We start from the raw sequence: 12,722 nt of genomic DNA, 5'->3' as shown, positions 1-12,722 counted from the left end.
CGGGTCGCCTCCCGACCGCGGCCCGTGGAAACGCGACCGCCGCCCGGCCGCGGCCCGACCGAACTCGAACCGCCGCCTGACCGGCGCTCAGTGGTCGTCCGTGGGCCGGACCTTCTTGCGATGACTGGTGTCGCACAGCGGGTAGTTCCGGCTGCGTCGGCACGCGCAGACCGCCACCATGAAGCGGTCCGAGCTCACACATTCGCCGTCGGGGGTGACGATCTCCACGGGGCCCTCCACGAGGACGGGCCCGCCCGGCACCACGCGGACGACCCGGGGCTCGCGGTCAGACGCGGTGGGCACGGATCACCACCAGCTCCTCCGTCCGCCGGCCGGGCTCGAGCAGGCCGGACGCCTCGAGCTCGCCGGCCCGCGCGGTCATCACCGGACCGAAGTCGATCATCTGGCGGGCCGCGGTGTGGGCGATGAAGCCCGAGTCGGTGAGCATCTGCACGGTCTGCTGGGGCGCGGAGAACTCCGACTGGACGAGCAGCAGGGCGCCCCCGGGCGCGATCAGCCCCGGCGCGAGGGCGCAGAGTTCGTCGAGCACCACCCGACCGTCGGCCCCGGCGTCCCACGCGCGGTCGGGTCCGGTCCCGGCCGGCGGCAGCGTCGACGGCACGTAGGGCGGGTTGGTCACCACGAGGTCGAAGGGCCCGTGCTGCGCGGCGTCCTGCAGCGTGCCGAGCCGGACCTCGACGGGGAGCCCGCTGGCCGCCGCGTTGCCGGAGGCACACTCCACCGCGGCGGGAGACAGGTCAAACGCGAGGACCTCCCGGGCCCCCAGCCTGGCGGCCTCGAGTGCGAGCACCCCGCTGCCGGTGCAGATGTCGAGGACACGCCGCCCCTCGGCCAGCCCGCTGGCCTCGAGCACGCCGCTCAGCAGCCAGGAGTCCTCCTGCGGCGCATAGACACCGTCGGTCACCTGCAGGGGAATGGTGCTGCGTAGTGGTGCTGCCATCTCGCCTCCGGTCGGATCGCGGGTGAGGCCACGAGTCAATCCCGACCCCCGCGGTGCCGCAACCGGACGGCACGGGCCGGCGCACGCGCCGACGGGTCTCGGCGCCTACTTCCAGTACAACCCGCCGGGCACGTCGCCGCCGCCGGTGAGGGCGCAGGTGAGGATGGTGCCCTCGGGCCCAGGCACGGCGATACCCTCCTGCGAACACGGGCCGCCGGGCCGCGCCTGCCCGATGCCTGCCTCGACTCCGCCCGCGGGCTGCCACAGCGGCCCGGCGAGGGGGTCCTCGGTGCAGAACAGCGGCGAGCCGTCCTCGGCCTGGGCGACCTCGCCCACCATGTGGCAGGGCCCGCCGGTGCTCACGACGTTGGCGGGCAGCTCGGGCGCGGGGGCCGGGGCGGGCGCGGGGGTCGTGGTGGTGGCCGGCGCCGAGACGGGATCGGCCGTCGCCGCGGGGGTCGAGGTGGTGGGGGAGGACGACGACGACACCGTCGTCGTCGACCCCGTCGGCGAGGTGTCCGGGTCGTCCACCGGGTCGGCGGAGCAGGCGGCGAGCGCGAGCCCGGCCGCCACCGCGAGTGCGATGACGGCCGGGACACGGCGACGTCCCGTGGTGGTGTGCGGGCGGTTCGTCGCGGTGTGGTTCATGTGTTCCGATTTCTCTCGCGGGTCAGGCCCCGATGATGAAGGCCTCGAGCTCGGCGCGGGCCTTGTCGTCCGGCATCTGCTCCGGCGGCGACTTCATCAGGTAGGCCGAGGCGGGCAGGATCGGTCCGCCGATGCCGCGGTCCTTGGCGATCTTGGCCGCGCGGACGGCGTCGATGATGATGCCGGCCGAGTTGGGGGAGTCCCACACCTCGAGCTTGTACTCGAGGTTCAGCGGCGCGTCACCGAAGGCGCGTCCCTCGAGACGAACGTACGCCCACTTGCGGTCGTCCAGCCACTCGACGTGGTCCGACGGGCCGATGTGCACGTTGCGGTCGTGGATCTTGCCCTTGAGGGAGCCCTCGAGGTTGGAGGTCACGGCCTGGGTCTTGGAGACCTTCTTGGACTCGAGACGCTCCCGCTCGAGCATGTTCTTGAAGTCCATGTTGCCGCCGACGTTGAGCTGGTAGGTGCGGTCCAGCGCGACGCCGCGGTCCTCGAACAGCTTCGCCATCACGCGGTGGGTGATGGTGGCGCCGACCTGCGACTTGATGTCGTCACCGACGATCGGGACGCCCGCGGCGCGGAACTTCTCGGCCCACTCGGGGTCCGAGGCGATGAACACGGGCAGGGCGTTGACGAAGGCGACATCGGCGTCGATGCAGCACTGCGCGTAAAACTTGTCGGCCTCCTCGGAGCCGACGGGCAGGTAGGACACCACCACGTCGACGCGGGCGTCCTTGAGCGCCTGCACCACGTCGACAGCCTCGGCGGGGGACTCCTCGATGGTCTCGCGGTAGTACTTGCCCAGGCCGTCGAGGGTCGGGCCGCGCTGGACGGACACGCCGGTGGGCGGCACGTCGCAGAGCTTCATGGTGTTGTTCTCGGAGGCTCCGATGGCCTCCGCGAGGTCCATGCCGACCTTCTTGCCGTCCACGTCGAACGCGGCGACGAACTCGACGTCGTTGACGTGGTAGTCGCCGAACTTGACGTGCATGAGGCCGGGGACGGTCGAGTCGACCGCCGCGTCCTTGTAGTACTCCACGCCCTGCACGAGCGAGGACGCGCAGTTGCCGACGCCGACGATCGCGACGCGCACCTTCTGGTCGGTCATTGGGGTTCTCCTTGTGATGGGTTCTCTGTCTGGATGAGTTCGTTGATCCACCGCAGCTCGCGTTCGCTGGTCTCGAGGCCGAGCAGGGTGAGCTGCCGGGCGTAGCGCAGTTCGGTGGGGCCGGTGCGTGCGGCGGCGTCGCGCTGGCCCTCGCGTCGTTCCTCCAACACCCGGCGCCGGCCCTCGAGCAGGCGCACCCGTGCGGGTCCGGGCGTGCGGTCGAAGAAGGCCAGGTGCACCCCGAAGCCGTCGTCGGTGAACGACGCCGTGCCGGGCTCGTCGAGCAGCGCTGCCAGGGAGTCCTTGCCCCGCGTGGTGATGCGGTAGGTCTTGCGCCCGCGCCGCGCGGTGGCGGGTGGGCGCGTGACCGTGGCGGCCGAGGCGTCCTCGACGATGTCGCCCTGCTGCTGGAGGCGGCGCAGGGTCGGATACAACGAACCGAAGGAGACGGTGCGGACCGTGCCGAGCATCTCGGACAGTCGCTTACGCAGCTCGTAGCCGTGCATCGGCCGCTCGTCGAGCAGGCCCAGAATGGCGAGTTCGAGCACCCATCTCCTCCTTTCGTGTTCTCGCCTGCGGGTGTCCGCCTGCGACGTCGATCGATGCTACACCCCGTGATGTATCGAACCGATATAACCCGCTGTGGTATCGCCTCGACGAGTCCGCCCGGTCCGCGCCGGGTCCGGGCCCGGGGTCGTAGGCTGGCCTCGTGGACCAGGCCGACTTCCGCGACCCGCGACCCGGCCCCGTGCCGGGGACGGAGGATCCCGCCGGCCGTGCGGCGCTCCGGCGTCGACGGGTGGTGGACTTCGCGCTGCGCCGACGGGGCGTGCTGGCCGAACTGCAGGCGGGCGGGCTGTCGCTGCGCGAGGTGTGCGACGCGGACGTGTACCTCCAGCGCGCGGCCGGGTTCCACGGCGAGACCACCGAGACCGTCTGCCCGGTGTGCCGCAAGGAGAACCTCACGGAGGTGTCGTGGGTGTTCGGCGACGACCTCGGCTCCTCCTCGGGCTCGGCCCGCAGCGACGAGGAGATCGAGCAACTTGCCCTGACCCACGACCAATTCACCGTCCACGTGGTGGAGGTGTGCCGTAGCTGCTCGTGGAATCACCTGGTGCTCTCGTACGAGGTGGGCCTGCCGGAGGGCACGGGCAGACGGACCCGCCGGGCCGCCCGGGAGCTGCGCCGCCGCCCCTGAGTCCCGATTCGACGAGTCGCCGCGCGACGGCTTTCGTCGACCCCTCGGGAATGTCCTGTGACGTGCGACGGTTCTTCGATGAGCCGTTTGTCGTACACAATGGAGGCCAGAGCACCGCCACCGGGGGTCGCCCGGACGGGTCGGACCTGCTCGCAGGAGGATAGATGATGTCGCGAAGTGATCAGAAGGACCGCAGCGCTGACGGGGATCACGACGATTCCGCGCGGCGCGGCTGGGCCCGTCGTCACCCTGTCTGGACGACTCTGATCCTCCTCGTCGTCGTCGTCCTGGTCATCCCGGCGGTGATCGTGGGGGTGGCCTACTCCCGCACCGACGTGCCGCGCCCCGGCAGCGTCGCCACCAACCAGATCTCCGAGATCTACGAGAGCGACGGCACCACGCTCATCGGCCGCATCGTGCCGCCGGAGGGCAATCGCACGCTCGTCAACATCGACATGATCCCCGTGCACGTGCGCAACGCGGTGATCGCCGCCGAGGACCGCAGCTTCTACACCAACGAGGGCTACGACCCCACCGGCATCGGCCGTGCGGTGATCGGGCAGGTCACCGGTGAGTCCACCGCGGGCGGTGGCTCCACCATCACTCAGCAGTACGTCAAGAACACGATGGTCGGCGACGAGGTCACCTACGAGCGCAAGGCCAAAGAGATCATCATCGCGGCCAAGATGACGCAGGAGTGGTCGAAGGACCAGATCCTCGAGGCCTACCTCAACACCATCTACTTCGGCCGCGGCGCCTACGGCATCGCCGCCGCGTCGAACGCCTACTTCAACAAGCCCGTCGAGAACCTCACCGTTGAGGAGGGTGCGCTGCTTGCCGGCGTCATCCAGTCGCCGTCCGCGTTGGACCCGCTCAACAACGCCGCCGCCTCGGAGGGGCGCTGGAACTACGTGATGGACGGCATGCGCGACATGGGCGCCATCGACGCGCAGCAGCGCGCCAACGCCGTGTTCCCGCAGGTCGTGGAGGACCCGCAGGCCATCGAGCAGAACGTCGGCGACCCGAGCAACGGCCCGATCCGTCGGCAGGTCCTGGCCGAGCTGGCGATGGCCGGTATCGACGAGCAGATGCTCAACACCCGCGGTCTGAAGATCGTCACCACGATCGATCGTCAAACGCAGGAGTCCGTCCTCGACGGGGTCCGCAACAACATGCAGGGCGAGAACGCGGACACCCGCACCGCCGTGGTCTCGGTCAACCCCCGCACCGGCGGCGTGATCGGCTACTACGGCGGCGATGAGGCCGAGGGCTGGGACTACGCCAACGCCCCGCTCCAGACCGGCTCGGTCTTCAAGATCTTCGGCGTGGCCGCCGCCCTCGAGCAGGGCATCGGTCTGGGGACCACGGTGTCCTCGGCACCCGTCACCACCGGCAACGTCACCGTCACCAACGTGGGCGGCCAGTCCTGTGGTTCGTGCTCGGTGGCGCAGGCCCTCAAGATGTCGCTCAACACCTCGTTCATCCGCCTCCAGCGGATGCTCGACAACGGCGCCAACGACACCCGCGAGATCGCGCACCGCGCCGGTGTCGCCAAGCAGATCCCCGGCCTCGAGTGGGAGACGCTGACCGAGCAGGGCAGCGACCCGTACGACGGCATCATCCTGGGCCAGTACCCGATCCGCGTGCGCGACATGGCCAACGCGCTGGCCACCTTCGCCGACGAGGGCGTCTACCGACCGGCCCACTTCATCGAGCGGGTCGAGACCGCCGAGGGCGAGGTCCTGCTCGACAACTCCTCGCCGGAGGGCGAGGAGGTCATCGACGCCGACGTGGCCAACAACCTGACCTCCGCGATGGCGCCGATCGCTGCCTACTCCAACGGTCACACGCTGGCCGGCGGTCGGCCCTCCGCCGCCAAGTCCGGAACCACACAGCTCGGGGACACTGGCTACAACAAGGACGCCTGGTTCGTCGGCTACACCCCCTCCATCGCCACGGCGGTCTGGGTGGGTACGGACGACAACAAGCCGCTGTTCAACGCCTACGGCGGCACCATGTACGGCTCCGGGCTGCCCGCCGACATCTGGAAGTCCGTGATGGACGGCGCGCTGTCGGGCAGCGACTGGGAGCAGTTCCCCACACCCGGCATGATCGGCGGCCAGGCGGGCGCACCCTCCTGGGAGTCCTCGGGCTCCAGCTCGGCCGGTGGCGGCGGCGGGGCCACGGCCACCCAGACCCAGCCCGCGCCCGTCGTCCCGGACGAGCCCACCCCGCAGCCGCCCGCGCCCGCGGCGCCCCCGCTGACGATCCAGGTCCCGGGACTTCCCGAGATCGTGATCCCCGGCGCCGGTGGCGGTCAGCCGGCGCCGGCGCAGCCCGGAACCGCCCCAGATCCGGGTGACGGCGGGGCGGGCACCGGCGGTGACACCGGTGGCGGAGGCAACGCTGGTGGTGGCGGTACCGGCGGAGGCGGCGGTACCGGCGGTGGCGGCGGCGAGGCCTGACGCCCGCGCCGTGGACTAGAGTGTGGCCGTGCTGAGCAACGGTCGCCTCTCTCCGCTGCCGCTCGACGAGGACCTCCGTTCGCTGTCCCCGCAGGAGCGCGTCCGCCCCGGTGACGGCCCGGCGGCCACCGTTCTCGACGCGTGGGGCGGGCCGGTCGGCAGGCATGCCGCGGTCGGCCGCCAGCGCTTCTGGACGCCGCTGCGCGTGGTCATGCTCTTCGCCGTGATCTTCCTGGCGTTCGGCTTCTTCTCGAAGGCCGCCTGTCTGGAGACCTCCCACCCCACCGACGGGTCGCAGCCCGGACTCATGTGGGACGGACGCCAGTACTACAAGGCCTGCTACGCCGACCCGCTGCCGCTGTACTCCGCCGAGGGCCTGAGCGCGGGGGCGTTCCCTTACAAGTACACGTGGACGACCGATGCCGGCGAGGTCCGCTTCATGGAGTACCCCGTGATCTCGGGGCTGTTCCAGTACGTCACCGCGCAAGGCGCGCAGGCGTGGCAGGCGGTCTTCCCCGGTGGGCCCATCGAGGTGGTGAAGTACTTCGTCCTGGGCGCGGTGCTGCTGGCCATCATGTGGATGGTCGCCGTGTGGGCGACCTATCGGTCGGCCGGGCGCCGACCCTGGGACACGCTGCTCATGGCGGCCAGCCCGCTCGTGATCTTCCAGGCGTTCACCAACTACGACGTCATGGCCGTCGCACTGGCCTCCGTCGCCTTGCTGCTGTGGGCACGCCGCCGCCCCGTCTGGGCCGGCGTCGTGCTGGGACTGGGCGTGGCGGCCAAGCTGTATCCGCTCTTCCTGTTCGGTGCCCTGCTCGTGGTGGCGATCCGGCGACGACGTTTCGTCGAACTCGCGAAGGCGCTCGCCGCCGCGGTGGTCGCCTGGCTGGCGGTCAACCTGCCGATCCTGATCCCGTTCCCGCAGGGCTGGCGAGAGTTCTTCCGCCTCAACTCGGACCGGCCCGCGAACCCTGAGAGCATTTACGCCGTGGTCCAGGGGCTCACCGGCTGGGCGGGCTTCGACGCGGGCCGCGCCGCCGGCGAGGCGCCCGCGACTCTGAACACCGTCTCGCTGGTGCTGTTCGCGCTCGGCTGCGTCGCGGTACTCGCGATCGGACTGACCGCGGCCACCACGCCGCGCGTCGCGCAGCTGGCGTTCCTCATCGTGGCGATCTTCCTGCTCACCAACAAGGTGTGGAGCCCGCAGTACTCGCTGTGGTTGATCCCGCTGGCGGTGCTCGCCGTGCCGCGCGTGAAGCTGTTGCTGCCGTGGATGGCGTTCGACGCCCTGCTGTGGGTCGCCCACATGTCGTACTTCCACGGGGTGGCCAACCGGGGGATCGATCCCGAGCTGTTCCACGTGCTCGTCCTGGTGCGCGGCCTGCTCGTGGTGGCGGTCTGCGCGGTGGTGATCACCGAGATCTACCGCCCGGACCTCGACGTGGTCCGGCGGAGCCACCGGGACGACCCGGACGGGACGGATCCGCTCGCCGGAGTGCTCGCGGACCCGACCGATCGCCCCGTCGCGACACCACCCGGGGTCGGCTCCGATCCGGCCGCCCCGATCACCCCCGGGCAGAAGCCCCAGAAGGAGAACGCCGACCGATGACCACAAGCGAAATGATCTGGATGTTCTCCTTCATCCTCATCGGGTTCATCTGCATGGTCACCGCTGCCGGCGGTTACCGGGCGGGCTGGCGACAGCCGGTGTGGATCGGCTGGACGGTCGCCGCGTTCCTGTTCCTCACCGTGATCCCGGTGACGCAGGCACTGACCATGGCCATCTAGCTTCCCGGGCGCCCACCCGCACCCACGTCCGCGCTGCCAGCGGTAACGGGATTTCGCCGCTCGGTACCGCACGGGGTAGCCTTGAACGGTTGCTGACGCAACGACCCTCCTGCCACGGAGACACCGTGGCCGAATCTGTAGTCCACAGGAGGTGATGAGGTCCCGTGCGTCAATACGAAGTAATGGTCATCCTCGATCCGAGTCTCGACGAGCGCACCGTGGCGCCGTCGCTGGATACGTTCCTGAACGTGATCCGGCAAGAGGGCGGTTCGGTCGACAAGGTCGATGTCTGGGGCAAGCGCCGCTTCGCCTACGAGATCAACAAGCAGTCCGAGGGCATCTACGCCGTCGTGCAGCTCAAGTCCAGCCCGGACGCGGTCAAGGAGCTCGACCGTCAGCTCGGTCTGAACGAGAACGTGCTCCGCACCAAGGTGCTGCGCGCCGACAAGTGAGTCTGACTGTCCGACCGGCCCGGTAATCTGGGCGCGGTCGGTCGGCCTCGACCACCATCCACCTCAGGACTTCACACGCAGGTCTTCTACACGGAGGAGAAGCGCATGGCACAGGGCGATACCCCGATCACGGTCGTAGGAAACATCGTCGCGGACCCCGAGCTGCGGTTCACGCCGTCGGGTGCTGCGGTCGCGAACTTCCGGATCGCCTCGACGCCGCGTCGTTTCAATTCGCAGACCAACCAGTGGGAGGACGGCGAAGGCCTGTTCCTTACCTGCAACGTCTGGCGGCAGGCTGCGGAGAACGTCGCGGAGTCGCTGCAGAAGGGCATGCGCGTCATCGTCAACGGCCGGCTCCGGCAGCGGTCGTACGAGACGCGTGAGGGCGAGAAGCGCACCGTCTATGAGGTTGAGGTCGACGAGGTCGGTCCGTCGCTGAAGTACGCCACCGCCAAGGTGACCCGCACCCCCCGCGAAGGCGGCCAGGGTGGCGGTTTCCAGGGTGGGGGCGGCCAGGGTGGCGGCTTCCAGGGCGGAGGCCAGCCGCAGGGTGGTTTCGGTGGAGGCCAGTCACAGGGCGGCTATGGCGGAGGCCAGGGACGTCCGCAGAACGACGACCCGTGGGGCAGCGCCCCGCAGGCCGGCGGATCCGGTGGCTTCGGCGGCATGGAAGACGAGCCCCCGTTTTAGATCGGGTCGATTCCCAGGGGCACTTCCCGCCCCACCCCACAAGCATGAGACATGACCTCGCGACAACCCGGCCCGGGTCGGATCGTCGGAGGGAAGAAAGGTAGACGGATCATGAAGCTGATCCTCACCGCCGACGTCGACAAGCTCGGTGCTCCGGGCGACATCGTCGAGGTCAAGGGCGGATACGGTCGTAACTTCCTGCTCCCGCGCGGGCTGGCCATCGTGGCCACCCCGGGCGCCGAGCGCCAGATCGAGTCCATCAAGCGGGCCCAAGAGGCCCGTGAGGTGCGCGACTCGGACCACGCCAACGAGCTCAAGCAGAAGCTCGAGTCACTGGCCGACGTCAAGGTCGCTGTCAAGACCTCCGACACCGGCAAGCTGTTCGGCTCGGTCACCGCGGGCGATGTCGCCTCGGCCGTGAAGGCCGCCGGTGGCCCCACGCTCGACAAGCGCTCGGTGCACATGCCCAAGGAGCACATCAAGTCGACCGGCGCGCACAGCGTCGTCGTCGACCTGGGTCACGAGACCACCGCGCGCGTCGCGGTGGAGGTCGTCCCCGCCTGATCGATCTGACCAGGCCCGAGGGCCCCGGCCGTCACCACGACGGCCGGGGCCCTCGCACTTCGGCAGGCACGCAAGGGCTGTGGACGCCCTGTGGATAACTCGGTAGGAAAGCTACGGTTTTGTCGGCTGGACGATTGCCCGGGTTCATCTTTCGTTATCCATTGTGTCCCCAATCGTGACGTGGTATCGGAAGTAATCCACCGGACGCTCTACCTGCGGCGATACCGGTGACCTGCAGGTTTATACCAACTGACCTGCGATTTCCACTGGTTATCCACAGCAGAGCCCAGATCGCTCCTGCATAACTCACGCCCATCCACAGTTCTCCACAACCCCGCACTCGCGATTGTGGAAAAGCCTGTGGATAACCCAGGGGGATGTGAGCCGGGCGTGTCGTAGCGGTGCCCTACAGTGGAGGAGTCGCGAGGGCGCGCCGGTGTCCCGGGCGGCAGCGGCGGTACGGCCACGCACGGCGTCAACATCAGCACTACAGCGGAGAGGAGCGGTCATGGCGCAGGGGGGATACGACGATCCCGGCGATATGCCACCGCCTCCCGAGGACGGCGGCGGTGGCGGAGAGTTCGGGCGGACCCCGCCGCAGGACCTGACCGCCGAACAGTCGGTGCTCGGCGGCATGCTGCTGAGTAAGGACGCCATCGCTGATGTGGTGGAGGAGATCCAGCCGAACGACTTCTACAAGCCGGCGCACCAGGCGATCTACGACGTGATCCTGGACCTCTACGCCCGGGGCGAGCCCGCGGACGCGGTGACGGTGGCCGCGGAGCTGGAGCGCCGCGGCGATCTGCGGCGGGCCGGCGGGGCGCCCTACCTCCATACCCTCATCTCGACTGTGCCCACGGCGGCCAACGCCGGCTACTACGCCCAGATCGTCTCGGAGAAGGCGGTGCTGCGCAGGCTCGTCGACGCCGGTACGCGGATCGTGCAGTACGGCTATTCCGGCTCCGAGGGCGCCGACGTGGCCGAGGTGGTGGACCGGGCGCAGGCCGAGATCTTCGACGTGACGGAGCGCCGGACCACCGAGGACTTCGTGGTCATCGAAGAGCTGCTGCAGCCGACGATGGACGAGATCGACGCGATCCACACCGCCGGCGGGCTGAGCAAGGGTGTGCCCACCGGCTTCGCGGACCTCGACTCCATCACCAACGGTCTGCACGGCGGACAGATGATCATCATCGCCGCGCGACCCGGCGTCGGTAAGGCCCTCGCTCTCGACACAGTCCTGCCCACGCCGGACGGCGAGACCACGATGGGCGAGGTCGCGGTGGGCGATCGGGTCCTGGGGGTCGACGGCACGCCGACCGAGGTCACCGGCGCGACCGAGGTGTGGCAGGACCGCCCCTGCTTCACAGTGCGTTTCAGCGACGGCGCGGAGATCGTGGCCGATGCCGAGCACGAGTGGCGTATCGAGATGGGCGGCACCGAACAGGTGGTCACCACCAAGTCGCTCGACACCCTGATGCTGGTGTGCGACTTCGGGATCGTCATCCCCGAGCATCCCGACTCGGGCCGCAGCACCCGCGTCATCACCGATGTACGTAGCGCGGAGAGTGTTCCGGTCCGGTGCATCGAGGTGGCGGCGGCAGATCACCTGTACCTCGCCGGCCCCACCGGGATCCCCACGCACAATTCGACCATCGGGCTGGACATCATGCGGTCGTGTTCCATCAAGAACGGGCTGGCCTCGGTCATGTTCTCGCTGGAGATGAGCAAGACCGAGATCGTCATGCGTCTCATGAGCGCCGAGGCCCGCGTGAAGTTGTCCGACATGAAGTCGGGCACCATGAGCGACGAGGACTGGACCCGGATGGCGCGGCGGATGGGCGAGATCTCCGAGGCGCCGCTGTACATCGACGACTCGCCCAACCTCACCATGATGGAGATCCGCGCCAAGGCCCGGCGGCTCAAGCAGAAGCACGACCTGCGGCTGATCGTGGTGGACTACCTACAGCTGATGTCCTCGGGCAAGAAGGTCGAGTCGCGGCAGCAGGAGGTCTCCGAGTTCTCGCGTCAGCTCAAGCTGCTGGCCAAGGAGATCGACGTGCCCTTGATCGCCATCTCCCAGCTGAACCGTGGCCCCGAGCAGCGTACGGACAAGCGGCCCCAGGTCTCCGATCTGCGTGAGTCCGGCTCGCTGGAGCAGGACGCCGACATCGTCATGCTGCTGCACCGCCCGGACTCCACCGAGCGGGATGACCCGCGGGCCGGCGAGGCCGACCTGATCCTGGGCAAGCACCGTGGTGGCCCCACGTCCACGATCACGGTGGCGCATCAGCTGCACTACTCGCGGTTCGTGGACATGGCGCGGGGGCTGTAAATGCCGCGCAAGGCGAAAGTTGGGATTCTGGGTCGAAATCTTGGGATTCTGGGATTTTGGGCCAATTTTAATGGGATTGGTTGGGACTGCTGAGAATTGCCTGAAAGTGCGAGATCCTGCCTTCTAGTGCAGTAAGCGGCTGGGCCCGGCTCTTTGCGGGGCAGGACATCGTGGAGCCAAACGATGCGAGGCGCATTCGGGGCGCAGCATCTGGGATGCCGACCAACGGGGTTGTTGGCCCCCTAGATCCCAGCGGCGCCTGTTTCGCAAGAGGTGAAACACACCCTGCGACACAGCGGGAAATGCTGCGCCTCCAAACGTGCCGCACGGGTGTACCCCATTGAAACACCCGGGTTGAGCACATCAGACCAACGCTCATCCGCGCGGTCGAATGCGCGCCGACGGCTCCGCCTGTGGACTTGATCGCTCTGTGGCGGTCTTCTGTGGTTACTTCTTGGCGGCGCCGTACCAATCGGGCGTTCTGGCCGGAAGAATTAGAGCGAGTCG

Annotated in this window: 13 protein-coding genes; 8 read left to right on the top strand and 5 right to left on the bottom strand. The window is 68.9% G+C overall.

Features of this window, described 5'->3' with window-relative positions:
* Positions 1 to 87: 87 nt before the first annotated feature.
* The 5 genes from ACWIFB_RS08295 to ACWIFB_RS08275 form a co-directional block, all read right to left on the bottom strand.
* A complete protein-coding gene (locus ACWIFB_RS08295) occupies positions 88 to 303 on the bottom strand; it encodes a CDGSH iron-sulfur domain-containing protein (RefSeq protein ID WP_454057956.1) in 216 nt (71 codons plus the stop codon).
* Positions 287 to 961, bottom strand: coding sequence for a HemK2/MTQ2 family protein methyltransferase (locus ACWIFB_RS08290; protein WP_454057955.1), 675 nt, complete (start codon positions 959 to 961; stop codon positions 287 to 289). The genes ACWIFB_RS08295 and ACWIFB_RS08290 overlap by 17 nt, the downstream gene beginning before the upstream one ends.
* 105 nt (positions 962 to 1,066) lie before the next feature.
* Positions 1,067 to 1,609, bottom strand: a complete 543-nt coding sequence (locus ACWIFB_RS08285; RefSeq protein ID WP_454057954.1) for a hypothetical protein — start codon at positions 1,607 to 1,609, stop codon at positions 1,067 to 1,069.
* A 22-nt stretch (positions 1,610 to 1,631) separates the two neighbouring features.
* Positions 1,632 to 2,720 (bottom strand): inositol-3-phosphate synthase, encoded by a 1,089-nt coding sequence (locus tag ACWIFB_RS08280; RefSeq protein ID WP_454057953.1) that lies wholly within the window; start codon positions 2,718 to 2,720, stop codon positions 1,632 to 1,634.
* Positions 2,717 to 3,268: a PadR family transcriptional regulator gene (locus ACWIFB_RS08275; protein ID WP_230929769.1), complete on the bottom strand. Its 552-nt coding sequence runs from the start codon at positions 3,266 to 3,268 to the stop codon at positions 2,717 to 2,719. The genes ACWIFB_RS08280 and ACWIFB_RS08275 overlap by 4 nt, the downstream gene beginning before the upstream one ends.
* Positions 3,269 to 3,468: 200 nt before the next feature.
* Here ACWIFB_RS08275 and ACWIFB_RS08270 point away from each other — a divergent pair, with 200 nt between their 5' ends.
* From ACWIFB_RS08270 to dnaB, 8 genes are all read left to right on the top strand, one after another.
* The gene (locus tag ACWIFB_RS08270) at positions 3,469 to 3,918 is read left to right on the top strand and encodes a DUF5318 family protein (protein WP_230929790.1); all 450 of its coding nucleotides are present in this window, start codon (positions 3,469 to 3,471) and stop codon (positions 3,916 to 3,918) included.
* Positions 3,919 to 4,085: 167 nt separating this feature from the next.
* Positions 4,086 to 6,383 (top strand): transglycosylase domain-containing protein, encoded by a 2,298-nt coding sequence (locus ACWIFB_RS08265; protein WP_454057952.1) that lies wholly within the window; start codon positions 4,086 to 4,088, stop codon positions 6,381 to 6,383.
* A 22-nt stretch (positions 6,384 to 6,405) separates the two neighbouring features.
* A complete protein-coding gene (locus ACWIFB_RS08260; RefSeq protein WP_452098200.1) occupies positions 6,406 to 7,995 on the top strand; it encodes a glycosyltransferase family 87 protein in 1,590 nt (529 codons plus the stop codon).
* Positions 7,992 to 8,174, top strand: coding sequence for a hypothetical protein (locus ACWIFB_RS08255; RefSeq protein ID WP_230929772.1), 183 nt, complete (start codon positions 7,992 to 7,994; stop codon positions 8,172 to 8,174). Before ACWIFB_RS08260 ends, ACWIFB_RS08255 begins: the two co-directional genes overlap by 4 nt.
* Positions 8,175 to 8,338: 164 nt before the next feature.
* A complete protein-coding gene (rpsF, locus tag ACWIFB_RS08250; protein ID WP_230929773.1) occupies positions 8,339 to 8,626 on the top strand; it encodes a 30S ribosomal protein S6 in 288 nt (95 codons plus the stop codon).
* A gap of 105 nt (positions 8,627 to 8,731) precedes the next feature.
* Positions 8,732 to 9,316, top strand: a complete 585-nt coding sequence (locus ACWIFB_RS08245) for a single-stranded DNA-binding protein (RefSeq protein WP_295648304.1) — start codon at positions 8,732 to 8,734, stop codon at positions 9,314 to 9,316.
* 111 nt (positions 9,317 to 9,427) lie between these two features.
* Entirely contained in the window at positions 9,428 to 9,880 is a 453-nt protein-coding gene (gene rplI, locus ACWIFB_RS08240) for a 50S ribosomal protein L9 (protein WP_344994456.1), read from the top strand.
* 508 nt (positions 9,881 to 10,388) lie between these two features.
* The gene (dnaB, locus tag ACWIFB_RS08235) at positions 10,389 to 12,215 is read left to right on the top strand and encodes a replicative DNA helicase (protein WP_452098198.1); all 1,827 of its coding nucleotides are present in this window, start codon (positions 10,389 to 10,391) and stop codon (positions 12,213 to 12,215) included.
* Positions 12,216 to 12,722 lie beyond the last annotated feature (507 nt).

The organism is Dietzia sp. NPDC055340, from assembly GCF_053645335.1.
This window is presented reverse-complemented; position numbering and strand designations above follow the sequence as displayed.